Annotated in this window: 24 protein-coding genes and 1 riboswitch; of the genes, 7 read left to right on the top strand and 17 right to left on the bottom strand. The window is 60.1% G+C overall.

All coding sequences use genetic code 11. From position 1 onward, the window contains the following. Positions 1 to 289: 289 nt before the first annotated feature. A complete protein-coding gene (locus tag ACTG3X_RS07720; protein WP_439110672.1) occupies positions 290 to 1,534 on the bottom strand; it encodes a Hint domain-containing protein in 1,245 nt (414 codons plus the stop codon). A 119-nt stretch (positions 1,535 to 1,653) separates the two neighbouring features. Beyond that, positions 1,654 to 2,907, bottom strand: a complete 1,254-nt coding sequence (locus ACTG3X_RS07715) for a Hint domain-containing protein (protein ID WP_439110671.1) — start codon at positions 2,905 to 2,907, stop codon at positions 1,654 to 1,656. Between the two features lie 321 nt (positions 2,908 to 3,228). Here ACTG3X_RS07715 and ACTG3X_RS07710 point away from each other — a divergent pair, with 321 nt between their 5' ends. Both ACTG3X_RS07710 and ACTG3X_RS07705 read left to right on the top strand, forming a co-directional pair. Further along, positions 3,229 to 3,498 carry a hypothetical protein gene (locus ACTG3X_RS07710; RefSeq protein ID WP_439110670.1) on the top strand — a complete coding sequence of 90 codons (270 nt, stop codon included), beginning with the start codon at positions 3,229 to 3,231 and terminating at the stop codon, positions 3,496 to 3,498. An 11-nt stretch (positions 3,499 to 3,509) separates the two neighbouring features. Next, a complete protein-coding gene (locus ACTG3X_RS07705) occupies positions 3,510 to 4,148 on the top strand; it encodes a DUF1523 family protein (RefSeq protein WP_439110669.1) in 639 nt (212 codons plus the stop codon). Between the two features lie 10 nt (positions 4,149 to 4,158). Here ACTG3X_RS07705 and ACTG3X_RS07700 read toward each other — a convergent pair whose 3' ends face one another. Together ACTG3X_RS07700 and ACTG3X_RS07695 are read right to left on the bottom strand one after the other, a co-directional pair. Next, positions 4,159 to 4,908 (bottom strand): TSUP family transporter, encoded by a 750-nt coding sequence (locus tag ACTG3X_RS07700; RefSeq protein WP_439110668.1) that lies wholly within the window; start codon positions 4,906 to 4,908, stop codon positions 4,159 to 4,161. Continuing rightward, positions 4,905 to 6,038: a citrate/2-methylcitrate synthase gene (locus ACTG3X_RS07695; RefSeq protein ID WP_439110667.1), complete on the bottom strand. Its 1,134-nt coding sequence runs from the start codon at positions 6,036 to 6,038 to the stop codon at positions 4,905 to 4,907. The genes ACTG3X_RS07700 and ACTG3X_RS07695 overlap by 4 nt, the downstream gene beginning before the upstream one ends. A 36-nt stretch (positions 6,039 to 6,074) precedes the next feature. Here ACTG3X_RS07695 and ACTG3X_RS07690 point away from each other — a divergent pair, with 36 nt between their 5' ends. After that, entirely contained in the window at positions 6,075 to 6,926 is an 852-nt protein-coding gene (locus tag ACTG3X_RS07690; RefSeq protein WP_439110666.1) for a phosphate acyltransferase, read from the top strand. A gap of 7 nt (positions 6,927 to 6,933) precedes the next feature. Here ACTG3X_RS07690 and ACTG3X_RS07685 read toward each other — a convergent pair whose 3' ends face one another. The 5 genes from ACTG3X_RS07685 to ACTG3X_RS07665 form a co-directional block, all read right to left on the bottom strand. Then, on the bottom strand, positions 6,934 to 7,998 hold the full coding sequence (locus ACTG3X_RS07685; RefSeq protein WP_439110665.1) for an acetate/propionate family kinase: 1,065 nt from the start codon (positions 7,996 to 7,998) through the stop codon (positions 6,934 to 6,936). Next, the gene (locus ACTG3X_RS07680; RefSeq protein WP_439110664.1) at positions 7,998 to 8,948 is read right to left on the bottom strand and encodes a phosphate acyltransferase; all 951 of its coding nucleotides are present in this window, start codon (positions 8,946 to 8,948) and stop codon (positions 7,998 to 8,000) included. Before ACTG3X_RS07680 ends, ACTG3X_RS07685 begins: the two co-directional genes overlap by 1 nt. 77 nt (positions 8,949 to 9,025) lie before the next feature. Continuing rightward, the gene (gene xsc, locus ACTG3X_RS07675; protein WP_439110663.1) at positions 9,026 to 10,801 is read right to left on the bottom strand and encodes a sulfoacetaldehyde acetyltransferase; all 1,776 of its coding nucleotides are present in this window, start codon (positions 10,799 to 10,801) and stop codon (positions 9,026 to 9,028) included. A 119-nt stretch (positions 10,802 to 10,920) separates the two neighbouring features. Beyond that, positions 10,921 to 12,384 (bottom strand): PLP-dependent aminotransferase family protein, encoded by a 1,464-nt coding sequence (locus tag ACTG3X_RS07670; protein WP_439110662.1) that lies wholly within the window; start codon positions 12,382 to 12,384, stop codon positions 10,921 to 10,923. Between the two features lie 48 nt (positions 12,385 to 12,432). Continuing rightward, positions 12,433 to 13,353 (bottom strand): threonine/serine dehydratase, encoded by a 921-nt coding sequence (locus ACTG3X_RS07665; protein WP_439110661.1) that lies wholly within the window; start codon positions 13,351 to 13,353, stop codon positions 12,433 to 12,435. 78 nt (positions 13,354 to 13,431) lie between these two features. Between ACTG3X_RS07665 and ACTG3X_RS07660 the strand changes: the two genes are divergently transcribed. Continuing rightward, complete coding sequence (locus ACTG3X_RS07660) at positions 13,432 to 14,274, top strand: TIGR00730 family Rossman fold protein (protein WP_439110660.1); 843 nt, start codon at positions 13,432 to 13,434, stop codon at positions 14,272 to 14,274. A 71-nt stretch (positions 14,275 to 14,345) separates the two neighbouring features. Here the strand turns inward: ACTG3X_RS07660 and ACTG3X_RS07655 are convergent, their stop codons facing one another. Together ACTG3X_RS07655 and ACTG3X_RS07650 are read right to left on the bottom strand one after the other, a co-directional pair. Further along, the gene (locus ACTG3X_RS07655) at positions 14,346 to 14,801 is read right to left on the bottom strand and encodes a 6,7-dimethyl-8-ribityllumazine synthase (protein ID WP_439110659.1); all 456 of its coding nucleotides are present in this window, start codon (positions 14,799 to 14,801) and stop codon (positions 14,346 to 14,348) included. Between the two features lie 86 nt (positions 14,802 to 14,887). After that, positions 14,888 to 15,046: riboswitch (FMN riboswitch) on the bottom strand. Between the two features lie 104 nt (positions 15,047 to 15,150). Continuing rightward, entirely contained in the window at positions 15,151 to 16,149 is a 999-nt protein-coding gene (locus ACTG3X_RS07650) for an asparaginase (RefSeq protein WP_439110658.1), read from the bottom strand. A gap of 205 nt (positions 16,150 to 16,354) precedes the next feature. Between ACTG3X_RS07650 and ACTG3X_RS07645 the strand changes: the two genes are divergently transcribed. Next, positions 16,355 to 16,846 (top strand): invasion associated locus B family protein, encoded by a 492-nt coding sequence (locus ACTG3X_RS07645; protein ID WP_439110740.1) that lies wholly within the window; start codon positions 16,355 to 16,357, stop codon positions 16,844 to 16,846. A gap of 53 nt (positions 16,847 to 16,899) precedes the next feature. Here the strand turns inward: ACTG3X_RS07645 and ACTG3X_RS07640 are convergent, their stop codons facing one another. The 3 genes from ACTG3X_RS07640 to ACTG3X_RS07630 are packed head-to-tail and all read right to left on the bottom strand — an operon-like array spanning position 16,900 to position 18,544. After that, complete coding sequence (locus ACTG3X_RS07640; protein WP_439110657.1) at positions 16,900 to 18,144, bottom strand: glycerate kinase type-2 family protein; 1,245 nt, start codon at positions 18,142 to 18,144, stop codon at positions 16,900 to 16,902. A 30-nt stretch (positions 18,145 to 18,174) separates the two neighbouring features. Beyond that, the gene (locus ACTG3X_RS07635) at positions 18,175 to 18,333 is read right to left on the bottom strand and encodes a hypothetical protein (protein ID WP_439110656.1); all 159 of its coding nucleotides are present in this window, start codon (positions 18,331 to 18,333) and stop codon (positions 18,175 to 18,177) included. 25 nt (positions 18,334 to 18,358) lie between these two features. Then, positions 18,359 to 18,544: a hypothetical protein gene (locus ACTG3X_RS07630; RefSeq protein WP_439110655.1), complete on the bottom strand. Its 186-nt coding sequence runs from the start codon at positions 18,542 to 18,544 to the stop codon at positions 18,359 to 18,361. A 172-nt stretch (positions 18,545 to 18,716) separates the two neighbouring features. Here ACTG3X_RS07630 and ACTG3X_RS07625 point away from each other — a divergent pair, with 172 nt between their 5' ends. Further along, complete coding sequence (locus tag ACTG3X_RS07625) at positions 18,717 to 19,631, top strand: LysR family transcriptional regulator (RefSeq protein WP_439110654.1); 915 nt, start codon at positions 18,717 to 18,719, stop codon at positions 19,629 to 19,631. 149 nt (positions 19,632 to 19,780) lie between these two features. Further along, positions 19,781 to 20,635 (top strand): DUF481 domain-containing protein, encoded by an 855-nt coding sequence (locus ACTG3X_RS07620; RefSeq protein ID WP_439110653.1) that lies wholly within the window; start codon positions 19,781 to 19,783, stop codon positions 20,633 to 20,635. Between the two features lie 105 nt (positions 20,636 to 20,740). Here ACTG3X_RS07620 and ACTG3X_RS07615 read toward each other — a convergent pair whose 3' ends face one another. The 3 genes from ACTG3X_RS07615 to ACTG3X_RS07605 all read right to left on the bottom strand — a co-directional run bounded on the left by ACTG3X_RS07615 (position 20,741) and on the right by ACTG3X_RS07605 (position 23,921). Beyond that, positions 20,741 to 22,009 (bottom strand): ABC transporter permease, encoded by a 1,269-nt coding sequence (locus ACTG3X_RS07615; RefSeq protein WP_439110652.1) that lies wholly within the window; start codon positions 22,007 to 22,009, stop codon positions 20,741 to 20,743. Next, positions 22,006 to 22,815, bottom strand: a complete 810-nt coding sequence (locus ACTG3X_RS07610; protein ID WP_439110651.1) for an ATP-binding cassette domain-containing protein — start codon at positions 22,813 to 22,815, stop codon at positions 22,006 to 22,008. The genes ACTG3X_RS07615 and ACTG3X_RS07610 overlap by 4 nt, the downstream gene beginning before the upstream one ends. A gap of 107 nt (positions 22,816 to 22,922) precedes the next feature. Continuing rightward, the gene (locus tag ACTG3X_RS07605; RefSeq protein ID WP_439110650.1) at positions 22,923 to 23,921 is read right to left on the bottom strand and encodes a taurine ABC transporter substrate-binding protein; all 999 of its coding nucleotides are present in this window, start codon (positions 23,919 to 23,921) and stop codon (positions 22,923 to 22,925) included. Positions 23,922 to 24,257: the final 336 nt, after the last annotated feature.

The raw sequence follows: 24,257 nt of genomic DNA, 5'->3' as shown, positions 1-24,257 counted from the left end.
CTGGGGCTGTCGGTTATGCCTGTGGGCGTTGGCTTGCTGATCTTCTCGGCTGTGGGCGGCCTTGCCTATCTTCTGGACAAGAAGAAAGATGACTAACGCCGAGCTTGAACATGTTGCGCTGAAAAGACGCGCGCGCATTGCGGCGGGTGGCGGGGGCCGTTCACCACGTAGACGGTTCTGCAAGAGAACAACCGCTCCGCGGACACGCCCGACAACGTGGCGAAGACACGATATGTGGAGGCAGGGGTTGGGCACGAAAGGCAAGCTGAGTTTGCCCCCTTTAAAAGCGTCACTCAACCAAAGCTCGCGCATTCTTTGCGTGCCGTATCACCAACGCTTTTTGCTCTTTGCCTGACGGGATATGCGCGGCGGAGATGGCTGTGTAGGTAAGCGTGGCAAGTTCGGGAAAGAGCGTCAGAAGCTCGGCACGGGCCGCGGTGGGGATGGAGCGCATCGCCTCGGGGCCTGTGAAGAGAGACTCGCTGGGTGCGCCTTCGGCGAAGATGATTTCGTGAGTGTCAAAGAGGATGTGAAAGTATTCCACTTCGGTGACGCTTTTATCGACATAGATGCCTGGCAGGGCTGTGAGGCGGATGGCGGAGACAAGCACTTCGGGTGCGCCAAACATACGCTCGGCCACGCGGGAGCGCACCAGCATACGGTGCTGGCGGCTGACAAGCAGATCCCGCTGGGGGAGACCACCGCCAAGCGCGCCTGCTGTGATGCGCACGGGGGCGAGCTTGGGCGCGCGCGCGAGGCGGATGGCGCAGGCGCGGGACGAGTTGATCCAGCGGATGGGGGCTGTGCCGCCGCGTACGATGTAGACGGCGTCATCCACGCGGAGCGCTTCGACGGGTGTGGGGCCAGCGGGGGTCTCAATCAGTGTGCCCGCTGCAAAACAGAGCATGGTTTCTTGGAGGTTGCTGAAGAGAATATCAATTTCGGATTGGGTGATCGCGGCGTTGCTGCCAGCTGTATAGTAATCCAGCGGGATGGTGGAGTAAAAGACGTTGCCACCCCCGAACGGGTAGGTGAAGGCGACAACATGGCTCTGATCACCTGTGGTGAGCAGCGCTGTTGCACCCGCTGGGAGCGAGGAAAACTCTACATAACCATGAGAGGAGCTGCTGCCCTCGTCGAATGTGCTATCATCAAGTGTGCCTGCTGCGCCGTTGGTGAAAGCCTTGGGCGCGCCTTCTGCGATGTTGACATTGGTATCATCTGTCATGTCGCGCACAGCCGTTATGGCTGATCCACCTGGCAGGATTGTTTCAGCGCCTGTGACGAAGCGGTCAAAGATCATCAGGTTCATGCCGCCGTTGACCGCGGTTGCGATGGCGTCGAGGTTGGCGGTGTATTCTGCCCCAAAATCGCTGTTGCTGCTGTTCATGACATAGAGCGTGTCGAGTGAGGCGAGCTGTGCAGCGTCAGGCACAGTCACATTAACGGCGGTATCGCCATTGTTTGTGATCTCGTCGACCTGAGTGGCCAGCCCTTGGCCTGAAGCCATTTCATAGTAGCCCACTGTGGCCATTGCCTGCCTCACTTTCTCGCCTGCACGTGTGGTGTCGTGAGGGAGGATAAGAGGTCAGAAACTTGAATATTCCGCTACTTTTGGAGGAAAGATTCGAATTTTAGAGACATTTTGTCAGCTCAGTTCAGAGCTTCGACCATAGCTTTCTGGTTTTTCAGATGCCGTGCGATCAGCTGCTTCTGGTCTTTGCCCGAGGGGATATGTGCTGCGGATATGGCTTTATAGTCGAGTGTTGCGAGCGCGGGAAAAAGGCTCATCAGCTCCGCGCGGGCCGCTTTTGGCACAGATTTGAGCGCCTCGGGGCCTGTGAAAAGAGACTCAGACGGGGCCCCCTCGGCGAAGATGACTTCGTGTTGGTCAAAGAGAATGTGGATGTACTCTACCTCATGCACGCTCTCATCCACATAGATGCCTGGAAGAGCTGTGAGGCGGATGGCGGAGACAAGCGCTTCGTGTGCGCCAAACATACGCTCGGCCACGCGCGAGCGCACGAGCATACGGTGCTGGCGGCTCACGAGCAGATCGCGCTTGGGCAGGCCGCCGCCAAGGGCGCCTGCTGTGATGCGCACGGGGGCGAGCTTAGGGTTTCGGGCAAGGTCAGCCGCATTGATATGCGAGGTGCTGATCCAGCGGACCGTTTCTGTGCCGCCGCGTGCAACGGGTATTTCATCGCCGATAGCGAGGGTTTCGACGAGGCGCGGGCCTGTGGCTGTCTCGATCAGCGTGCCGCTGGTGAAACACATGACCGTGTCTTGAGTGTTGCCAAAGAGTGTGAAGATTTCGGACGGCGTGATCGCGCTGTTGTTTGAGCCTGTGTAAAAATCCAGCGGGATTGTGGAGTAAAATACATTGCCCGAGCCGTAGGGGTAGGTGAAGGCGACAACATGGGTCTGGTCACCTGTGGTGAGCAGGGGTGTTGCACCCGGGGGCAGAGATGTGATCTCGACGTAGCCGTGACTTGAGCTGTTGCCGCCATCAAAGGTGCTGTCGGTGATTGTGCCGTTGGGGCCGTTGATAAAGGAGCTGGGTGCGCCGTTGGCGACATCGATGTTCGAACTATCGGAAAAATCGCGCAGAGCGGTGATGGCTGAACCGCCCGGGAGGATAGTTTGTGCGTTGGTGACATAGCGGTCAAAGATGATGAGGTTCATGCCGCTGTTGACCGCAGCAGAAATGGCCCCGAGGTTGGCCATATACTCGGCACCGAAGCTGCTGTTGGACGGGTTAACCACATAGAGGCTGTCCAGTGAGGCCAGCTGCGCAGCATTGGGGATAGTCACGTTCACGGCGGTGTCGCCGTTGTTCGTGATCTCATCAACCTGCGAGGCCTGCCCTTGGCCTGCTGTCATTGAATAGTAGCCTACCGTGGCCATGATTCCTGCTCCTGCATCTTTGTGTGCAAGATTAAACTAGTCGGCTGCCAAGGCTTTCTTTGGGCCAATTTTAGAAACAATTGAGATGAGTTTGAGGCAAAATTGTGTGTTTTTGCGCGACAATCTCCGCATCTGGAGCCGCTTTGTTTCTGTTTCTCAACCGTTCTGGTGGGCTGAGCGCTGCCAATTCTTGTCCCTGCCGTCTCTTTGTGGCGAGGTGCATGGCCAGAAATCTTTTGTGGCTGATTTATTGCACTGCGAATATGCTGTGGACGAGGCCAGCGCGTTTTGTTGGCCCTTGGGGTGCGGTGAGGAGATAAGATGCAGTTTATCAGGTTTGTGGTTGTCGGGTTTGTTGTGCTCAGCATCATCTATGTTTTGATCTCGATCTACTCCCGCTCTGTGCGGCGTGAATGGCTAGAGGATGAATGGGCCGGGCTTGACCCTGAGGCGCAGGCCGAAACAGGCCGCGAGGCCTATGTTGCGGCGGGTATGGCCGCCTATGAGAGCGGCTTTCGGCGCAAGTTGATCTTGCTGGTGTATGTGATACCCACCGTTGCAGTGGCAACGCTGATTTATGTGATCAATTGAGAGGACGCGCGATGCGCAATGTGAGACGCTTTTTTCGGGTATTCCTGTTTGTGATTGCGGGGCTCTATTTGCACTATTCTCTGCCCCAGCATGACGTGGCCAAGATCACAGGTATCTCTGACCGTTTGGAGCGGCTCTCGTGGTATCAGCGCCCGTTTTACAACCAAGTTGATGTGGGTGCGGCCGAGGGTGATATGCGCGATTTGCGGCTGATCAACACGGTGCGTGTGAACACATGGTTCTTTGGCCTCTGGCGTGGTGGCGAAGAGGTCATGGTGTTTCGCAACGAAGACACAGGCGTCTACCCGCCGTATTTCAAGTTTGACAGCTCCGACCTTGAGGCCGAGGCCTCGGCACTTGCGGGCAAGGAACAGTGGGTCTCGATCACCCACTATGGCTGGCGGATGCGCTTTATGTCGATCTACCCCAATGCGATATCGGTCAAGCCTGTCAGCGGGCCGGAGTACCGCCCCTTTCCGTGGTTCAACCTCTTTTTCTTTGCCTTCCTGATTGCGGCGTTTTTCTTTGTGCGCGCCATGTGGCGGCAGTTTCTGGAGCGTATGGTCGACCCTGCGATGGACGCGCTGGGCGATGGCTATGATGCGCGCAAGAGCCGTTGGCAAAAGTGGCTCGACAGCTGGCGCAAGTGAGCGCGCGCCTTTAGAGGGCGCTGCGCAAGAGGCCGAAGAGGCCAAGGCCAACAAGCAGAGTGAGACAGAACGGGCGATAGAAGCGCTCGTATTCGGGGCGAAAAAACGCGCGCCCGATGAGAACGCCTGCGAGCATGGGCGCGACAAATACGGCGAACCGTGTGAGCGCCAGCGGTGTGATCATGCCATAGAGGATCTGCCAGAGAAACGTGAGCGAGCCGCCGATAAAGATGATCAGGATGAGCGAGCCACGCATGGTTTTGGGCGGCATGTGCAGCGCCAGCGTGTAGAGCGCGATCACCATGCCGCCGATGCTGGCAAGCCCTGTCACAAAACCCGAGGCGATGCCTGTGACAAAGGTTGGGACGGGCGAGGGCGTGACAGGTAGGCGCACGCGCGCAAGCTGCAAAAGCGCGAGGCCAACGACAAGCGCCAGCGCGATGACTTTAGACACCTCCGGATCAAGTGTTGTGGTCAGGTAAAGACCTGTTGGCACGCCTATGAGCGCGCCTGCTTGCAAGGTGAGGGCCATGCGCTTGTTGGCCGCGCCAAAGCCGCCGCGCAAGAGCAGGGTGGCAGAGGCCAGCTCCAGCATGGTGCAGACGGGAATGAGCTCAACTGGCGGGATCACGGTGGCGAGGCTTGCCATGATCAAGGCCGAGAGCGCAAAGCCTGCAAAGCCCCGCACCACGCCTGCCACGAAGACAGCAACAAGCGCGAGGGCGGCTTCAAAACCAGTGAGCTGGAGCAGCTCTGTCATCTGTCAGTCATGTCCACATAGGGGCGCATCTCGGGGCCGTTGTAGAGCGTGAGCGGGCGGATGAGGATATTGCCGCGCTGTTGCTCGATACATTGGATGATCCAGCCGGGCATACGGCCTATGGCAAAGATCGGCACGTAAAGATCCATTGGGATGCCGTGAAGCTGGTAGATGACCCCTGAATAGAAGTCGACATTCACGTTGAGGCCGTGGCGGGCATAGGGCTGCATGGCCTCGACGACTGCTTGCAGGATTTCGTACCATTCGGGCGCGCCCATTTCTTGCCCGAGTGTGCGCACGCCGTCGCGCATGTGGCGCGCGCGAGGGTCTTCGGCGCGGTAGACGCGGTGGCCAAAGCCTGTGACAGCTTCACGGTTGGCGCGTTTGGCCTTCACATAGGCGGCGGCCTTGTCGGGGGTGCCGATCTCGTGCACCATTTTCATCACGTCTTCTGCGGCGCCGCCGTGGGCGGGGCCTGCGAGGGTACTGAGCGCGGTGACCATGGCACCGTGCAGGTTTGCCTCTGTGCCCACAGTGACGCGGGCGGCAAAGGCCGAAGCGTTTGCGCCGTGTTCGGCGTGGAGGATAAAGTCGACATCGGCCAGACGTGCGGCGGCCTCTGACGGGCGCTCGCCTTTGAGCATGTAGAGCCAGTTGGCTGCGTGGCTGAGGGTTGCGTCGGCGTCAACGGGGGCGCGGCCATTGCGGATGTTTTCATGCGCGGCGATGATCATGGGCACTTGCGCTGTGAGGCGGATGCCATTGTCGATGAAAGCCTCTTCGCCCACGTTCTGGCTCTGTGGTTCCAGCGCGGCAAGGGCCGAAACGGCGGTGCGCAGAACGTCCATCGGGTGGCCTTCTGCTGTGCTGCGGATGATGTCGTAAATGCCGCCGGGCAAAATGCGCGCGGCTTTGAGGCGGGCGTCAAAAGCGGCCAGCTCTGCCGCATCGGGGAGCTCGCCAAACATGAGCAGATAGCAAACCTCTTCAAAGGTGGATTTGGTGGCGAGATCGTGGATGGAGTAGCCACGGTAGCTGAGCTCACCTGCCGCGCCATCAATGTGGCTGACGCCCGAGCGCTCGAAATAGATACCTTTCAGACCGCGGTTGATCTTGACGTCTGTGCTCATAGCTGGCTCCTTTGAGGGAAGTATACAGAGGCATACATGGAATTTTTAGAAAAAATATATGCTGCGGCCAAAGCGCGGCCACGGCGCGTGGTGTTTCCCGAGGCGGAAGATGCGCGGGTGGCGGAGGCCATGGCGCAGCTTGCGGCAGAGGGGCTGTGTGAGCCGCTGGCCTTGGGCGCGGTGAGCGAGGCGCAGGTGGCGGCGCTTGTTGCGGCGCGGGGCATGAAAGAGGCGATGGCGCGGCGCTTGCTGGCCAAGCCTTTGTACCGCGCGGCAGCGATGGTGGCTGCGGGCGAGGCTGATGCCATGGTTGCAGGCGCTGACAGCCCGACGCGGCGGGTGATCGAGGCGGCGGGCATGGCCATTGGGCCAGCTGCAGGTGTTGCTACGGCCTCGTCGTTTTTTGTGATGCTGTTTCCTGACGGGCGCGACCTTATCTTTGCGGATTGTGCGGTGAATGTTGCGCCGAGTGTGGAAGAGCTGGCCGATATTGCCCGCGCGTCGGCGGCGACGGCCACGGCGCTTTTGGGGCGGGCCGATGTGGCGATGTTGTCGTTTTCGACCGGTACAAGCGGGGCAGGCGAGAGCGTGGAGCGCGTGCGCGCGGCGGCGGAGCTTGCGGGCTTTCTTGGGCCTGTGCAGGCAGATGCCGCGCTCAATGCGGCGATTGCAGAAAAGAAAGGCATGGGGGCCGGGGCGGCCAATGTGCTTGTCTTCCCGTCGCTCGATGCTGGCAATATCGCGTATAAGCTTTGCCAGGAGCTGGGGGGTGCGCAGGCGCTGGGGCCTTTTTTGCAGGGCTTTGACAAGCCTGTCTGCGACTTGAGCCGCGGCGCAACTGTGGCTGATATTGTGGCGGCCACGGCCGTATGCTGCGCTATGAGCTGAGGCGGCATCATGTGGCGGAGATGAGGGCCATGGCGTCAATTGCGATCTGGCGCTCTTCATCGGCAGGCACGATGTGAATGGGCTTTTCGCCAAGCCACGCGAGACGCGCCATGATGCGCTCGCGAATGGGGGCTGAGTTTTCTCCGATGCCGCCTGTGAAGGCGATGGCATCAACCCCTTCAAGGGCAGCAATCAGCCCGCCGGCCTGATGCACGATGGAATAGATAAAATGCTCTACTGCGAAGGTGGCCTCTGGAGAGGTGTCTGCCAGCAGCGCGCGCATATCGGCGCTGGTGCCTGAAAGGCCGAGCAGCCCGCTCTCTTTGTTGAGCAGCGTGGCTGCGCCATCAAAGCCGTGGTCTTGCGCGAGGCGCAAGACGGCCATGCCATCAATATCGCCTGTGCGGGTGGCCATTGTGGGGCCAGAGAGCGGCGAGTAGCCCATTGAGGTGGCGATGGAGCGGCCATCTTTTATGGCGCAGAGGCTGACGCCTGCGCCAAGGTGCAGGGCGAGCAGGCGCGGGGGCAGATTGGCCCCGAGCTGGCGCACCATGCCTGCGTAGCTGAGGCCATGAAAGCCGTAGCGGCGGATGCCTTTGTCACGCTCTGCGCGGGGCAGGGCGTAGGCCGTGGCAACATCGGGCTGGCCTGCGTGAAAGGCGGTGTCAAAGCTGGCGAACTGGGGCAGGTGCGGCAGCCGCGCGGTGACAGCCGCCATGCCCGCCAGCGCAGGCGGATTGTGCAGGGGCGCGAGAGGGATCATCGCTTCGATCCGGGCCAATGTCTTGGGGGTGATCCGCGTGGGCGCGACAAGGCTGCGCCCTCCGTGAACCACACGGTGCGCAGCACCTGTGATCTCGCTGAGCGCAATGCCGCGGGCTGTCAGGCCTGCAAGCAGGCAGTCGAGCGCCTCTGTGTGATTGTCTGTTGTGACATCTTGTTTGTTCTCGCCAAGCGCCATGTGGCCCGCGCCGCCAACGCCTGTGACTGTGCCATCAACCACCAGATCAAGCGCTGCGTTAAAGAGCGCGAGTTTGATGGAGGAGGAGCCTGTGTTGAGGACGAGGAGCATCAGCGCGCAGCCTCTTTGGCTTGGTGTGCGGCAATGACCCCGAGGGCGGCGGACGCGAGGCGCGCGGCGGCTTCCTGAGAGCGGGAGGTGAGCAGGATGGGCACGCGCGCGCCGAGCACAAGCCCGCCTGCGCAGCAGCCCATCCCCAGCACCATGAGCTTGAAGAGCGCGTTGCCTGTGGTGATGTTGGGGGTGACGATGATATCTGCATCACCCGCGACTGGGCTTGTGTAGCCTTTCACCTCGGCGGCACGTTTGGAGAGGATCAGATCCATGGCGATGGGGCCTGCCACGTCTGCTTCGGTCAGGTTGGCGCGCGCCCAGGCGGCTATGGCGGCGCTTTCCATCGTGTTGGCGATAGAGGGCGTTGCATCTTCGGACGGCGCCAGAAGCGCCGCTTTGGGGCGCGTGATGCCGAGGGTTTGGGCCAGTGTCACAGCGTGGGTGAGGCAGGCTTGGCGTGTCTCGATGCTGGGGTTTACGTTGAGCGCGGCATCGGTGAGCAGAAGGGGGCGGTCACTGCCGGGGGCGGTGATGTGAAAGACGTGGCCACAGCGGGTGCCTGCATCGCGCAGGCCCGCCTTGGACGGCAAGAGGCCTTTGAGAAAGGTCGAGGTGTGCACCTGCCCCTTCATGATCGAGTCGACCTCGCCTGCGCAGGCAAGCTCGGCAGCCTTGGCGCTGGCTTCGGCGTGGGGCGCATGGAGGATGCGTAGGGCCGCGATGTCATAGCCGATCTCTTCGGCGGCGGCGCGGATTTTGGCGGTGTCGCCAATCAGGACGGGTTCGGCCAGACCTGCTTCGGCGGCTTCACGGATGCCCAGAAGAGGCGTGACAGCCCCTGCATTGACAAGCGCGACGCGCGGTGTGGGTAGGGCGCGGGCCTGGGTGAGCAAGCGCGCGGGCGCGCTTGGCTTGATCTTTGACAGGAAAGGGTAGGCTTCGGTCATGGGAGTGCCTTTCTTGGATGTGCTCACCGCGAGTATGGGGCGAGCACATCACAAGTCTGTGGCATGTGCCACCGTCATCAGACCTTTTGGGCGACCATGTCACTGGCCGAAATCCCTGCGACGGCAACGGGTTTTTTCATCGCGTCGCGGCGGAAGGGCTCGCCCAGCTCTTGGTTGATCATCGCCTCAATCAATGTGGTGATGCCGTTTTTCTGGTCTTCCATGGCCTGCGCGAGCGCGGCGGTCAGCTCGTCTTGTGTTTTGGCGACAACGCCCTTGAGGCCGCAAGCGTTGGCGATGCCTGCGTAGCTGACTTGGGTGTCTAGCTCTGTGCCGACGAAGTTGTCCTCAAACCAGAGCGTGCTGTTACGCTTTTCTGCGCCCCACTGGTAGTTGCGGAACACCACTTGCGTGACCGCAGGCCACTCGCCACGGCCAATGGCCGTCAGCTCGTTGACGGCGATGCCGAAAGCACCGTCGCCTGCGAAGCCCACGACAGGCACATCGGGGCAGCCGATTTTGGCCCCGACGATGGCAGGCAGGCCATAGCCGCAGGGGCCGAAGAGGCCGGGGGCGAGGTATTTGCGGCCCTCGTTGAACGACGGGTAAGCGTTGCCGATGGCGCAGTTGTTGCCGATATCGGAGCTGATGATGGCGTCTGCTGGCAGCGCCGACTGGATCGCGCGCCACGCCATGCGGGGGCTCATCCAATCGGGCTTGTCGGTGCGCGCGCGCGCGTTCCAGTTTGTGCCCGGGTCGTCATCTTCGTGGTCCATCGAGGAGAGCTGCTGCGCCCAGCGTGACTTTGTCTCGGCGATCTTGGCTTTGCGGGCCTCGCGGCCTTCGTCGCCCGCTGTGCCGGCAAGCTGGCCTAGGATGCCATTGGCCACCATGGCCGCATCCCCGACGATGCCGACAGATACTTTTTTGGTAAGGCCGATGCGATCAGGGTTGATATCAACCTGAATGATTTTGGCATCCGCGGGCCAGTAATCCATGCCGTAGCCCGGCAAGGTGGAAAAGGGGTTGAGGCGGGTGCCGAGGCAGAGCACCACATCGGCTTCGCTGATCAGCTCCATGCCCGCTTTCGAGCCGTTGTACCCCAGCGGGCCAGCAAAGAGCGGGTGGCTTCCCGGGAAAGCGTCATTGTGCTGATAGCCTACGCAAACGGGCGCATCGAGGCGCTCTGCAAGAGCTTGGCTGGCCGCAATGCCGCCTTGGGACAGAACAACGCCTGCGCCATTGAGGATGACCGGGTTTTTGGCGGCGCTGAGAAGTGCTGCAGCTTCGGTAACAGAGTTTGTGCCGCCGGGTGAGCGCTCGAATTCGATCGGATCTGCGATCTCGACATCAATCACCTGTGTCCAGAAATCACGGGGGATGTTGATCTGGGCAGGGCCGCAGAGGCGCTTGGCCTGAGCGATGACGCGGGTGAGAACCTCGACCACGCGGGAGGGGTCGCGCACCTCTTCCTGATAGGCGACCATGTCTTCAAAGAGTTTCATCTGCTCGACTTCCTGAAAGCCGCCCTGGCCGATGGTTTTGTTGGCGGCTTGGGGGGTGACGAGAAGGAGGGGTGTGTGGTTCCAATAGGCTGTTTTCACGGCGGTGACGAAATTGGTGATGCCCGGGCCGTTCTGGGCGATCATCATGCTCATTTTGCCTGTGGCGCGGGTGTAGCCGTCGCTCATCATGCCTGCGGAGCCTTCGTGGGCACAGTCCCAGAACTGGATGCCCGCTTTGGGAAAGAGGTCGGAGATGGGCATCATGGCCGATCCGATAATGCCGAAGGCATGTTCGATGCCGTGGCGCTGGAGGACTTTGACGAAGGCTTCTTCTGTGGTCATTTGCATGTGTTTTCTCCGAAAAGGTCGCAATGAGGGGCAGAATCAGGTGGCAGGTGCCACCTGACGGTTGGATATGAAATTACGGGTGTGGCGCGGATCGGGTTAGGGCCAGCTTGAGGGCGCGCCTAAGGCCAGTTGCGCAGCGCTTCGCCGATGAGCCGCACCCCTTCGGGGATCTTGTTGGCGGGGATTGAGCTGTAGCCGAGGCGGTAGAAGTTTTGCGGGGCGGTGGCTTCGTCAAAAAACGGTGCGCCCGGCTCGATGAGGACAGAGCGCGCGCGCAGCTCTGCGGCGAGCGCAGTGGTGTCCACACCTTCGGGCGCGCGCATCCAGAAGGCGGAGCCACCAGTGCCGCTTTGGCCTGCGACCTCGAGACCGTGCAGCGCCATGGCCTCGCTCATGACGCGGCGGCGCTCGGACAACACACCCGACATGCGGCGGATGAGGGCGTCATAATGGCCAAGGCGCAGAAAGTAGGCGGCTGTGCGCTGGATGTGGCCCGGCACATGGCGCAGAACAGAGGCGCGCAGCGCGCGGGCCTCGCGGATAAAGGGGCGCGAGCCGACAAGATAGCCCAGCCGCAACCCCGGAAAGAGCGATTTGGAGAAGCTGCCGACATAGACGACGCGGCCATCACCATCGAGCGATTTGAGGGCAGGCGAGGGCGCGCCATCAAAGGACATTTCAAACTCGTAGTCGTCTTCGACGATGACGGCGTTTACCTCACGCGCTTTCTCAAGCAGGGCACGGCGGCGCGCCAGTGGCATGGTTGCTGTGGTGGGGCATTGGTGGCTGGGGGTGGCAAAGATCACATCGGTTTCTGGCGGAATTTCACTGTGTATCAAGCCTTCACCGTCAACGCCCACTGGCGCGAGGTGGCAGCGGGACTGGTTGAGAATGGTGCGCAGAGAGGGATAGCACGGCTCCTCGAAGGCGGCTGTGCGGCGCTGTGTGAGCAAAACCTGTGTGGCGAGCCACAGCGCGTTTTGGGCGCCCATGGTCACAAGGATTTCTTCTGGCTCCGCAAGGATGCCGCGCCTTGGGAGCGTGTGGCGGGCGATGAACTCGATCAGCTCCGGATCATCCTGATCATAGTAGTCGGATGTCAGCGGCTCGAAGTCTTTCTGGCCCAAAGCCTGCAGCGCGCAGAGCCGCCAGTTGGCGTGGTCAAATAAGGTCGGGTCGGTTTGGCCGTAGATGAAGGGATAGCGAAAGCGCGCCCAGTCGCGCGGCTTGGTGTGCAACGTGCCGCCCGAAAAGCGCTGGCCGATGGCGCGCGACCAATCAAGCGCCTCTTCAGCCTCCGGGCGGGGCGGAAAGCTGGGTGGCTCGGGCGCATTGTCGGAGACGAAATAGCCTGAGCGCCCCTTGGAGCTGAGGTAGTCGTTTGCCAAAAGCTCGGTATAGGCGAGTGTCACTGTGATGCGGCTGACGCGCAGGTGCCCAGCGAGCTTGCGAGTTGAGGGCAGCTTCTCGCTTTTGCGCAGGCGGCCAGAGAGAATCCCCTCGGCAATCATCTGCTGAATCTGCGCTTGCAGCGTGCCTTGCGCGTCAGGATCAAGAAAGAAGGTTTCTACCGAAATCGCCATAAGCGCCAGCTTAGGCTGGACTGAAGCGGCTTGCAATCTGGACTTACGTTAGCCGAGAGGGTCGGGCGCGATATTTGCGCCGCAGAGAAGCACCGCGACGCGCTCGCCTTTGGCCGGGGTATAGGCCCCGCTCATGAGGGCTGCGAGGGCCGCCGCACCCGCAGGCTCAACCAGCAGGCGGCGTTCTTGCCAGAGCGCCTGCTGCGCCTTGGTGATTGCTGCGTCAGCAACCAGCACGCTTTGCAAGCCATGGTCTTGAGCAAGGTCAAAGCAGATTTGGCCTACTTTGCGTGCGCCAAGGGCATTGGCGGCAACGCCTGAGACATTGACATCGCAGGGTGCGCCATGGGCCAGCGCTGAGTGCAGGGCGCAAGAGGTTTCGGGCTCTACCGCCACAACCTTGCGCGCGCCAGCGAGCCAGCCGAGCGCGCCTGCGATCAGGCCACCGCCACCCACGGCGATGAGCACGGTGTCGGCCATGAGGCCCTGCTCTTCCCACTCGGCCATACAGGTGCCTTGGCCTGCCACTGTGGCTGGCGCATCGTAGGGGTGAATTTGCATGGCCCCTGATGCCGCCTCATATACGGCCGCTGCTTCGGCGGCGTTGGCGTATTCGCCTTTCACCACGGTGAGCGCGGCACCTGTGCGTTTGATCAGGGCGATTTTGGCAGGGCCTGCCATTTCGGGGACAAAGATATGCGCGCTGTGGCCAAGAACTTGCGCGGCATAGGCCACCGCAGCACCGTGGTTGCCGCCTGAGGCGGCGACGACGCCTGCTTGTGGTACAGGGCCAGACAGAAGCGTGTTGAACGCACCGCGTGCCTTGAAATTACCTGTGTGTTGCAACTGCTCAAGCTTGAGCTCGATCTCATAGGGCAGCCCGAAGCCTGTGGTGGCCAAAACGGGCGTGCGCTGGATGTGTGGGGCGATGCGCGCGGCAGCCGCGCTGATCAGCGGTTTGAAATCCATTTCTCACGTCTCCGTAACTGGCCTTTAATACGCGAACCCTATAGGCCTTGGCTAAACGTTCAAGCAGGGAATGAGTATATGAGTGAAGACCGCATGAGCCCCTTTCGGGATGCGCACACCGACCGAGACACAGCCGAGCAGATCCCCGACACGCCGCAGACCCGCGCGCCAGCCTACCGGCTGGCTTTTGCGGATGAAGATTTTATGTGCCGCGACGAGCTGCGCCCTGTGCGCTTGCAGCTGGAGCTGCTCAAGCCGGAGATGATCTTGAATGAAAAGGGCATTGAAAGCACGATTGTGCTGTTTGGGGGCGCGCGTATCCCTGAGCCTGCCAAGAAAGATACGGCGCGTACCAAGACGCTGGCCGACCTTTCGAGCTTTTATGACGAGGCGCGCAAGTTTGCGCGACTGATGACCGAAAAGTCGATGGAGAGCTACGGGCGCGAGAACGTTATCGTGACAGGCGGCGGGCCTGGTGTGATGGAGGCGGGGAACCGTGGCGCTATCGATGCGGGAGGGCACTCTATTGGCCTCAACATCGTGTTGCCCCATGAGCAGGCCCCGAACGAATATGTTACACCCGGGCTGTGCTTTAACTTTCATTACTTTGCCATTCGCAAGATGCACTTCCTGATGCGGGCCAATGCGGTTTGTGTCTTTCCTGGCGGGTTCGGGACGCTGGACGAGATGTTTGAATCGCTCACGCTCATCCAGACGGGGCGGATGAAGCGGATACCGTTTTTGCTGTTTGGAAAAGAGTTCTGGCACAAGATCGTGAACTGGGATGCGCTGGCGGATGCGGGGACAATTTCGCCCGAAGATCTGGACCTCTTTCGCTTTGTAGACACGGCGGAAGAGGCTGTGGAGATCATCGAAAACTGGGAGCCAGCCGCGGCGCGGGAAGATATTCCGGGGCGGTAAGGGTTGCGCTGCGGGCTTGCGCCCGCATCGCTAAGGGGGGCCTCGGCTGACGCCTCGGCCCCCGCTCAAACCTAGGCGGCGAGCGCTTGGCGTGTCTTGCTGATCATCAGAGCGGCTTGGGCGGCTTCGCGGCCCTTTTGAACAAAGTGCTCCGAGAAGATTTCCATGTGGTGGGGTGTTTCTTGAAACTGGTGTGGCGTGAGCGAGACGCTGAGCACAGGCACCCCCGTATCAAGGCCCGCGCGCATGAGGCCATCGACCACAGCTTGCGCAACAAATTCGTGGCGGTAGATGCCGCCATCCACCACGAGGGCAGCCGCCACCACAGCGCCGTAGCGGCCAGAGGCGGCCAAATCGCGGGCGAGCAGGGGCATCTCGAAGGCACCTGGCACATCGAAGACATCAACCAGCTCTGGCGGGATGATCTGGGTGAAGCCATCATAGGCACGCGTAACGATATTGGCGTGCCAGCTGGCCTTGATGAAGGCGTAGCGGGCTTCTGTCGTTTGGGGCAGTGTCGGTGTCATGGCTCTCTCCTTTTTGACTTTAGACACGTGCCCAGAGCATAAAAAGGGACAGCAGCGCGCTTGCGGGCCAAGACCCGCGCCGCTTTTGCTATTCTCTCCCATCCGGACTGTGACCGTCGGCTCTGGAGTTGCACCAGATCTGCTGACCCAAGCATCGTGAGATGCGAGGCGCTCGCGGGCTTACCCTTGCTGTGAAGCGCAGGCTTACCGCCGGTGGGGAATTGCACCCCGCCCTGAGAACGGGGCGAGACTTGCACAGAATTGCAGGCGGGGGAAGGGGGCTTTGCCCCCTCTTGGCTGTTGGCCAATTTGCCCCCAAAGTATTTGGCGCCTGACGAAAAGAGACTGCTTAAGCGAAGGCTGATCCGGCGCGGATTTCGCCTGTGTGCTCGCCTGCGAAGTTGAGGATCGGAGCGTTCAGGCGCTTGAGCGTGGCGGGGTGGTTTGCGTCAAGCAGGCCGAGGCGCACAAGGATCGCGGCGATGGCGCATTCGGCACCGCGGGTCGATCCGTCAACGATCTTGAGGGCGATGCCGATCTTCTTCTCGGGAACAATGCCGATGAAGAAAGCTTCAGCACCTGTTTTGAGCGTAACGCGGCCATCCATGGCGCGCATGAGCTCGGTGCAGGCACGCCCGTCACCCGCGACAAGCTCGGGGTAGGTGCGCATGGCGTCGCGCAAGCGGGCGGCGGCTTTTTGGCGAGTGTTGCCGCCATCGGTTGCGCTGGCAAAGAAGGCCATGGCGCGGGCTATACCATGCAGGGTTGCGGCGTGGTTGGGGGCTGAGCAGCCGTCGATCCCAAAGCCGGGGCTTGTCTCTTCGGTCAGCTCCTCGAAGGCGGCAAGGCAGGCCTGCTGCACAGGATGGGACGGGGCAACATAGATTGGATCGGTGGATTTGAGATGCTGGCTGAGGGTGAGAAACCCTGCGTGTTTGCCTGAGCAGTTGTTGTGATAGCGGCAGGGGGAGCTATCGGTTTTGTGCATTATGATCAGGTCTCTGTCGTCGCGCGGGGCTTGGGGGCCGCAGTTCAGATCACTGTCGCCAAGGCCCAGCTCTTTGAGCCAGGCTTGCACGCGGTCTGTGTGCATGGGCGCGCCTTGGTGGGAGGCGCAAGACAGCGCGAGCTGTTCGCCTGTGAGGCCGAAGGCATCGGCTGCGCCGCTTTCAACGAGGGGCAGCGCCTGAAGCATTTTCGAAGATGAGCGTGGCAGCACAACAGCCGTTGGATCGCCCCAGCTTTCGATGATTTCTCCGCCTTCGCCGCAGATGACAGCGTGGCCCATATGGACACTTTCCAGAAAGGGGCCGCGCCAGATTTCGGCCATTGGTACAGGTGCGTTCATGTTGTTCTCCCGAAAACTTGTGCGATTTTCCGCCAATTCCTCTTTCGTATGTGGCAGTTTTCAGGGTAATGTAGCAATGTCGAGTGGAAAACGGCCCGAACATAAAAATGGCAAAAGCCGCGGGTCAAACGGAATTGAGGCAACGGACAGCTGGAGGCTGGACAATATGGTATTACGATTTGCGCAAACGATGGCATGTGCCGCAATGGTTTTTGTAGGCTCAGCAAGCGCTGATGCACAACAGACAAGCACGAACCAAGTGGCGACCAAAACAGCCTGGGCTGTGTTTGAAGACAGCAACCCGAAGGAATGCTGGGCCGTCAGTGCTCCGGCAGAAACAGTCAACACCAAGGATGGCCGCGTTGTGGCGGTTCGGCGCGGTGAAATTCTGTTGATGACGTTCTTTCGCCCTACGGCAAATGTGAAAAGCCAGCTGGCCTTTACAGGCGGCTACCCTTTTGCGCCAGGCTCGACAGTGAACATGCTGATCGATGGCTCCAGCTTTGATCTGTTTACAGAGGGCGAGTGGGCTTGGGCGGCGTCGGCTGCGGATGACAGCAAGATTGTGACGGCTATGAAGCGCGGTTCCAGCGCTGTGCTGACGGCACGCTCGTCGCGTGGCACGATCACCAAAGACAGCTTCTCGCTGTCAGGCTTCACCGCTGCTGTGGAAGATGCAGAGACGCGCTGCAACTAAGCTTTAACAGAGATTGATCTGGCAAAAGGCGTGAGCGTGGCTTGCGCCTTTTTCTATGTCGGCCAGCCGACAAGAATGGCGCGAAAGTCGTTGACGTTGGTGCCTGTTGGCCCTGTTTCAAAAAGCGCGCCTGCTTTTGCGAAGGCTGTGTAGGCGTCATTGGCTGCCAAGTGATGCGCTGGGTCAGCGCCTGCGGCGCGCATGGCGGCAGCTGTTTGGCCTGTGGCAAAAGCGCCTGCGTTGTCTTCCGAGCCGTCAATGCCGTCGGTGTCGGCGGCGAGCGCGTTGATATTGGCCGCGCCCTCAATGCCGAGGGCAAAGGAAAGCAGGTACTCGGAGTTGCGCCCGCCGCGCCCCTTTGATTTCAGAGTTACGGTTGTTTCGCCGCCAGAGAGGATGAGGCGGGGCGCCGTACTGCCCAGCGCGCGGGCCGCGTGCGCGGCACCCAGCTCACGCGCTTCGCCTTCAAGGTCATCGCCGAGGATCTGAACGGGCCAGCCCTGTGCTTTGGCGAGATCGGCGGCGGCTGTGAGCGACCGGGCTGCCGAGGCAACCACGCAGACGTCGTTGCCAGCAAAGGCAGGGTCTGCAGGGGCAGGCGGCGCGGGCGCTGTGGCGAGAAAGCTGGCGATGCGCGCGGGAAGGGCAATCTTGTATGTGGCGACGGCTGCGAGCGCCTCGGCGCGGCCCGAGCGGCAAGGAACCGTGGGGCCAGAGGCCACCTGAGCCGGATCATCTCCCGGAACATCGGAGACAACAAGGCTGACCACACGCGCGCGAGTGGCTGCGGCGAGGCGGCCGCCTTTGGCGCGGCTTGTCATCTTGCGGATCGCATTCATTGCGCCGATGGGTGCACCCGAGGCCAGCAAAGCTTCGTTCAGCGCTTGCTCGTCTTCAAGGGTGAGGCCCTCTGCCGGCGCGGCCAGAAGCGAAGAGCCGCCGCCGCAGATAAGAGCGATTACGAGGTCGTCTTCTGTCAGGTCGGTTATCTCGGCGAAGAGCGCATCTGTGGCGGCAAGGCCCGCCGCGTCGGGGACAGGGTGTGCGGCTTCCAGCACTCTGATGTGGTCTGTGGGTGCGGCAAAGCCGTAGCGGGTTACAACTGTGCCTGTCAGGGGTGTTGGCCAAAGCTGCTCAAGGGCTTGGGCCATTTGGGCCGCGCCCTTGCCAGCGCCGATGACAACGGTGCGACCCTTGGGCGGCGCAGGCAGAGCCGCCGCGAGCGCTTTGAGCGGGTCGGCGGCGGCAATGGCCGCATTGAAAAGAGAGGTGAGAAAGCTTTGTGCGCGCGTGTCCATGCCGCCAACTTAGCGACGCGCGCGGGCGGATCAACTGGTGATTGGCGCTGTGGTCACCTTCGCTGGCTGGCAGGCCCTTTTTTGAGCGCATGTACTTTCATTTTCGAAGGGAATGTCGAGGAAAACAGATAGCGCAGCCGCCGCCGCAGCGGCTCCGATGATGGCACCAATGAATATTTTATATGTCATGTCACTCTCCTGTTTCGGGGCTGTATCACTCTTCGGTGGATGAGCCGCGTACGGATTTGGCTGCGAATTTCCCCGCGCCAACAGCGCCTTTGACGGCGGTTTTGGTGACAAAGCCAGCGGCCCCGACTGTGTTGTCGATGACTTGGTTGGTCGAGCAGCCCGAGAGAGCGACTGTGGCTACGAGGAGAGTTGAAATTATAACTTTGGTCATTGGTAAAACTCCATGTCGGGGGTGGGTGACAAAGCCAAGCGCTGCGCCTGGTGGGGTCCTGGGGGTCGCCATGCAGCACCCGACTTTGTCTTGCAGAGCTATAGGCCATGGCCAGACAACAGAAAAACGAATAAGAATTATGAATGTAACGAGTATTTGGAATGTTTGGCCAATGGATATCACCCTCATCAAAACCTTTGTCGAAGTGGCAAACACAGGCTCGTTTGTGGCCGCCTGTGACAGGCTTTATGTGACGCAATCAGCCGTTAGCCTCCGCATCCAGCGGCTGGAGGAGAGCTTGGGGCACCCGCTGTTTATTCGCTCTAAGGCGGGCGCTTTGCTGACGCCAGCGGGTGAGCAGTTTGAGCGCTATGCGCTGAGCTTGCTCAAAATCTGGGAAGAGGCGCGCCAACAGATTGCCATCCCTGAAGGCTACTCAAAGGCGCTCTCGATTGGTGGGCAGTACTCGCTCTGGCCGCGCTTGGGCTTTCGTTGGATTGACGCGCTGCAACGGGAGATGCCCGAGCTGAGCATTCGTACAGAACTTGGGATGACCGACCGTATCACACGGTTTCTTGTGGAAGGGGTCGTGCAGGCTGCACTTCTTTATACGCCACAGCTTCGGCCGGGGCTGGTTGTGGAGAAGGCGCTTGAAGACGAGCTGATCATGGTTGCGTCTTATGCGGGGGCTGATGTGCACAGTCCCGAGGGGTATGCCTTTGTGGACTGGGGGCCAGAGTTCACCCATGCCCACGCGATTGCGCTGCCACATCTTACCAATTCGGGGCTGACGCTGGGCCTTGGGTCGCTGGCGGCCGACTTTATTGCGAACAGGCGCGGTGTTGCTTACCTGCCGGCGCGGGCTGTGAAGCGCCGCGTTGACGCAGGGATTTTGCATATTGTGGCCGATGCGCCGCGGTTTGAGTACCCTTCGTGGGTGGTTTGGCGCGATGATCTGGATGAAGATATCGCGATGCGCGCAAAAGCGGCTTTGGCAGGCGTCGTGCAAGCGGCTGAAATTGAACAGGAAATTGACGTGGGCCACATCGGCAACATGGAAGATTACGAGGATGACGGCGGGCATTGAATTACAAATGCTAAATACTCGTTTCAAGCATAAATAATCTGAATTTCACTCACGAAATCTCGGGTTTTATACCAATCCCAGCAGAGATGCTTCTGGCCTTTGGCAATTCCGCCACGGGCTGAAACCTCGAATTGGGAAAGGAATGACCCATGAACAAGACATTTAAACTGGCGGCCGTATCTTCATTGGCGCTTCTGATGGCCTCACCCCTTTTGGCGCAGAGCGCGTTGACCGGCATTGAAGACCTCAACGACCAGATTGATGATATCACCGAAGCGGCGCAGGACGATCTGGACCGCGCAAATGACAACGAGCGCTTTGGCCCAACAGGCGTTGTGCAAGGCTGGCGCGGCTCTTTTGCGCTGTCGGCTTCAGGTGCATCAGGTAACACTGACACAGGTGAAGTCTCTGGCGCTGGCCGTGTCAGCTACGGCGTTGGCGACTGGAACCACCAGTTGGGCTTTGCGATTGAATATGGCGAATCAAACGGTGCGAAGAGCGAAGAGACGCTTTTTGCGACTTATGAGGGCAGCCGCTACTTCAACGACAAAGCCTATGCCTTTGGTCTTGCGCGCTATGAGTACGATGGCTTCCTGACCGATGCTGCGGGTGCGCCTTTGGCGGGTGACGAGAAAGACGCGTTCCTTGGCGCAGGCTTCGGCTACCGCTTTGTCAACACCGAGCAGACCACATGGCGTGTTCAGGCTGGCCCGGGTGCGCGCTATGTCAGCGACATCACAGGTGCCAGTGACACAGAGCTCGGGTTCATTGTCTCGTCGCGCTACTACTATGCGTTTAACCAGACCATGTCGTTTACCATGGACACAGATGTGCTTGGCTCAAGCGCCAACACTATTGTGTCAAATGACGCGGGTCTGAACTTCAAGATGACAGACACGCTGTCAACACGCCTCAGCTACCGCACCGACTATAATTCGGCACCTGCCGGTGGCCTGAAGTCGACAGACAACACAATCGGCGTTTCGCTTGTGTTGAGCTTCTAAGTCTAACGGGTTCCCCTGCTGCACTGTTCCCTCGGTGTGTTGCAGGGGTCTCAAACGGAAAGCGCCCGCCAGATGCGGGCGCTTTTTGTTTATGCGGGGGGAGCGTTAAGAGCGGCCCTTCCACGGGACAAGGTAGCGCTCGCCGATCCGCATCAGGATGTCGATGCCGTAGCCGATGATCCCGATCAGAATGATGCCCATGATCACAATATCTGTCAGCTGAAAGCGTGAGGCGACCATGATCATCATGCCTGCGCCTTTTTCAGCGGCGACAAGTTCTGCCGCAACAACTGTTCCCCAGCACACGCCCATCGCAACGCGCGCGCCTGTAAAGATCTCGGGCAAGCTGTTCGGGACAATCACGTGGCGCATAAGCTGGAACTTGGATGCGCCGAGGGAGTAGGCGGCGTGAACCTTGGTGATATTGACCCCTGACACACCTGCGCGCGCGGCGATGGCCATGATCCAGAGGGCGGCAAGGAAGAGCAGGATGATTTTGCCGACCTCGCCGATCCCTGCCCAGATGATCACCAGCGGGATGAGCGCGAGGGGTGGCACAGGGCGCATGAACTCCACAATCGGGTCAAACCAGCCCCGGAACCAGTTGGACAGGCCCATGGCGTAGCCAAGCGGGATGCCGACAAGAGCGCCAAGCACAAAGCCGACGATGACACGGAAGAGCGAATAGCCCAAGTGCTCCCATAGGGTGAAGCCTTGGTAGCCTTCGGTGCTGATCTCGATAAAGCGAGACACGACTTTTTCGGGGGGCGGCAGCCATATCGGCTCCATCTGCATGCCCGTTGGCGGGGTGATCTGGATTGCGCCTTTGTCTGTCAGCGCGACGCGGCCTGCGGTGACGGTGACGGGCGCGCCGATCGCGATCGGCACCCCATCGATTGCGACTACTTTGGCACCGTCGCGGCGCTTGGCGTCGTCGTTTTTGTCAAAGAGAACGGTCTTGGTGCGCCCTGCCGATACGGTTTCGGCATCGTTTTTGGCAAAGCCTGTGCCGGGGTCAACCTCAAGGGAGGCGGGGTCTTCTCCAAACTTGTGGACACGTAGGGTGATGGTTGCGTCGTCTGTTTTGCCGGTGCCGTCATCGAGGGTGTAGGTCAACTCTGTGTCGCCGATGAAGGGCGCTGGCGCGTGGATGGGCGCCCACTTTGAGCCAGTGAACGCGCCCCAGAGCAGAAAGATTGTCAGAACCGAAATAACGCTGGCCCAACGGTCGGGGCGCACGGCGCTTTCGTCACCGAAGGTGACTGTTTTGAGGGAGGTAAAGTCGGCCCTCGTGTGCATAAGCCGCTTGATGCCGTGGCGCACAAGCAGAAAGCCAAGCGTGAATATCGCAATATAAATAAGGAGAATAATCATGCGCTTGCCTCCGCTGAAGTGCCCATGATCTCTTCTTCCATGTCCCAGATCATGCTCAGGATTTCTTCGCGCTTTTCACCAAACTCCGGGTGCTTTTTCACCTCGCGCAGGTCTTGGCCTACGCCCATATCTGCAAATGGCAGGCGGTATTCCCGGTGAATGCGCCCGGGGCGCGGCGCAAGAACGAGCAGGCGCTCGCCCAGCAAAAGCGCCTCTTCAACCGAGTGGGTGATCAGGATGATGGTTTTGCCGGTCTCTTTCCACAGCTTGAGCACGAGGCCCTGCATCTTCTCGCGGGTGAGCGCGTCGAGAGCGCCGAGGGGCTCATCCATCAGGATCACGTCAGGGTCGTTGGCGAGGCAGCGCGCCAGAGCGACGCGCTGTTGCATCCCGCCTGAAAGTTCAAAGACAGACTTTTCCTTGAAGTCCCGCAAGCCGACGATATCGAGCAAGTGGTCAACGGTGTCGCGCCATTCGGCTTCGCGCTGGCCCTTCATACGGGGGCCGAAGCTGACGTTTTCGCGTACGCTCATCCACTCAAACAGCGCGCCCTGCTGAAAGACCATGCCGCGTTCGGCGTCGGGGCCTTTGATGAGGTGGTTGTTGAGTGTCATGCTGCCCTCTGTCGGGGCCAGAAAGCCTGCGACGATGTTCAGAAGCGTCGTCTTCCCGCAGCCCGAAGGGCCGAGAACGCTCATGAGCTCGCCTGATTTGATCTCAAGGGAAATATCCTTGAGCGCCTGCACATGGCTGCCATTTGGCAGGTCAAAGCGCATGGAGATTTTGTCGATTGAAAGTGTAGACATGCCCGCCTTCCGGAGCCTCAAGCCCCTGTTGCTTTTGTGTTGGCAAAATGTGCTCGTGTGAGAACGAGGATCGGCACGCTGCGATAACGACAGCGTGCCGACGTGTCTTACATGCCCTTGGCGGATTGCAGTGGGCCTGTGTTGACAGTGTTTTCGTAGGTGTCGAGCGTGGCGTCGATGCTGCCAGCTTCAAGGAAGACATCTGCGACGCCTTTCATGAAGGTTTGCGCATTGCCACCCAGCCAGCCTGCGCCAAGCTGTGCCTCAACCGTTGGGAAGGTGAAGGTCGAGATGGTTTCCATCGTGGCGGTTTCATCCATGCCCGCGTCTTTGGCGATAACCGGAAGCATCGCCGCGTGGTTTGCCTCATCGGCCCACATTGCGTTGGCATCGGCTGTCACTTTGAGGAACTTTGCGACAAGATCACCGTTTTCAGCCACAAAGCCAGCTGGTGCGGATGTTACATCAAACACAAGGATGCCGAGCTCTGTTTTCTCATCGCCCGTGATCAGCACGTTGCCATGCTCAAGCGCGCGGCGCAGCGAGCCGCCCCAGCCGCAGAACATATCAACCGCGCCTTGTGCGATCGCAGCTGCGCCTTCGGGCGGGTTCATGTTGACGACTTCCATGGAGCCGACATCAACGCCGAAGTGGCTCATCTGCTTGAGGAAGCCATAGTGAGCGGCTGTGCCCAGCGGTACGGCCACTTTCTTGCCTGCAAGTTCGGAGGCGTTTGTCTTGTCGATTTCGAGCGCTTCGGCGACAACACAGTTGTCATTGTCTGCGTAGCTGACGGCCACGTCGATGATCTGGAGATCCTGACCACTTGATGTTGCCACAACGAAGGGCGGCAGGCCTTGGCTGACTGAAAGGTGAACATCACCCGAGGCCATTGCGGCGCTCATTTCTGTGCCTGAGCCAAACGCGCGCCAATTGATTTTGACGCCCATTTCTTCTTCATATGCGCCCATCACCTTGTGATGCTGGAACGGCATGGGCCACTCCTGGAAGAACGCAACTGTGATTTCTTCAAGAGCCGAGGCTTGGCTGCCCGCAAACATCGCGGTGGCGGCGACGGCGGACAAAAGGTGTTTTTTGACTGACATGGAGTAACTCCCGTTGGTGTGACACGCCTTTAAGGCGCGGCCCTCCGGTTTAGTCCGGATTTGGGCTTTGTCTGGGGGGCGCGCAGACCGCACGCCGCACCCTTGGAATCATGAGTGCGCAATTGGCGATTCCGTTCAACGGTTAATTTTTGATTTTGAGGGCTTGTTTAGGTTTTGTGAAAAGCATTTTCTGGCTTCTTTGTTGAAAGAAGCCGCTGTATTTGTGGCCTGAGCGCAAAAGCGTGTTTGAGCCGCCTTTGAAATTTGGCCTTATAAGACCAAATCGACTGGACCTATCAGACTCAGGCGAAATAGCGCTTTTCTTAGGCATATAAT

The sequence above is a fragment of the Lentibacter sp. genome, from assembly GCF_965658795.1.
GTDB lineage: Bacteria > Pseudomonadota > Alphaproteobacteria > Rhodobacterales > Rhodobacteraceae > Lentibacter.
The sequence above is the reverse complement of the archived record's forward strand: the minus strand, read 5'-3'. Positions and strand labels throughout refer to the sequence as shown.

Coding starts and splice junctions, on each gene's coding strand:
- ACTG3X_RS07720 (WP_439110672.1), bottom strand. CDS start 1,534: ATGGCCACAGTGGGCTACTATGAAATGGCTTCAGGCCAAGGGCTGGCC.
- ACTG3X_RS07715 (WP_439110671.1), bottom strand. CDS start 2,907: ATGGCCACGGTAGGCTACTATTCAATGACAGCAGGCCAAGGGCAGGCC.
- ACTG3X_RS07710 (WP_439110670.1), top strand. CDS start 3,229: ATGCAGTTTATCAGGTTTGTGGTTGTCGGGTTTGTTGTGCTCAGCATC.
- ACTG3X_RS07705 (WP_439110669.1), top strand. CDS start 3,510: ATGCGCAATGTGAGACGCTTTTTTCGGGTATTCCTGTTTGTGATTGCG.
- ACTG3X_RS07700 (WP_439110668.1), bottom strand. CDS start 4,908: ATGACAGAGCTGCTCCAGCTCACTGGTTTTGAAGCCGCCCTCGCGCTT.
- ACTG3X_RS07695 (WP_439110667.1), bottom strand. CDS start 6,038: ATGAGCACAGACGTCAAGATCAACCGCGGTCTGAAAGGTATCTATTTC.
- ACTG3X_RS07690 (WP_439110666.1), top strand. CDS start 6,075: ATGGAATTTTTAGAAAAAATATATGCTGCGGCCAAAGCGCGGCCACGG.
- ACTG3X_RS07685 (WP_439110665.1), bottom strand. CDS start 7,998: ATGCTCCTCGTCCTCAACACAGGCTCCTCCTCCATCAAACTCGCGCTC.
- ACTG3X_RS07680 (WP_439110664.1), bottom strand. CDS start 8,948: ATGACCGAAGCCTACCCTTTCCTGTCAAAGATCAAGCCAAGCGCGCCC.
- xsc (WP_439110663.1), bottom strand. CDS start 10,801: ATGCAAATGACCACAGAAGAAGCCTTCGTCAAAGTCCTCCAGCGCCAC.
- ACTG3X_RS07670 (WP_439110662.1), bottom strand. CDS start 12,384: ATGGCGATTTCGGTAGAAACCTTCTTTCTTGATCCTGACGCGCAAGGC.
- ACTG3X_RS07665 (WP_439110661.1), bottom strand. CDS start 13,353: ATGGATTTCAAACCGCTGATCAGCGCGGCTGCCGCGCGCATCGCCCCA.
- ACTG3X_RS07660 (WP_439110660.1), top strand. CDS start 13,432: ATGAGTGAAGACCGCATGAGCCCCTTTCGGGATGCGCACACCGACCGA.
- ACTG3X_RS07655 (WP_439110659.1), bottom strand. CDS start 14,801: ATGACACCGACACTGCCCCAAACGACAGAAGCCCGCTACGCCTTCATC.
- ACTG3X_RS07650 (WP_439110658.1), bottom strand. CDS start 16,149: ATGAACGCACCTGTACCAATGGCCGAAATCTGGCGCGGCCCCTTTCTG.
- ACTG3X_RS07645 (WP_439110740.1), top strand. CDS start 16,355: ATGGTTTTTGTAGGCTCAGCAAGCGCTGATGCACAACAGACAAGCACG.
- ACTG3X_RS07640 (WP_439110657.1), bottom strand. CDS start 18,144: ATGGACACGCGCGCACAAAGCTTTCTCACCTCTCTTTTCAATGCGGCC.
- ACTG3X_RS07635 (WP_439110656.1), bottom strand. CDS start 18,333: ATGACATATAAAATATTCATTGGTGCCATCATCGGAGCCGCTGCGGCG.
- ACTG3X_RS07630 (WP_439110655.1), bottom strand. CDS start 18,544: ATGACCAAAGTTATAATTTCAACTCTCCTCGTAGCCACAGTCGCTCTC.
- ACTG3X_RS07625 (WP_439110654.1), top strand. CDS start 18,717: ATGGATATCACCCTCATCAAAACCTTTGTCGAAGTGGCAAACACAGGC.
- ACTG3X_RS07620 (WP_439110653.1), top strand. CDS start 19,781: ATGAACAAGACATTTAAACTGGCGGCCGTATCTTCATTGGCGCTTCTG.
- ACTG3X_RS07615 (WP_439110652.1), bottom strand. CDS start 22,009: ATGATTATTCTCCTTATTTATATTGCGATATTCACGCTTGGCTTTCTG.
- ACTG3X_RS07610 (WP_439110651.1), bottom strand. CDS start 22,815: ATGTCTACACTTTCAATCGACAAAATCTCCATGCGCTTTGACCTGCCA.
- ACTG3X_RS07605 (WP_439110650.1), bottom strand. CDS start 23,921: ATGTCAGTCAAAAAACACCTTTTGTCCGCCGTCGCCGCCACCGCGATG.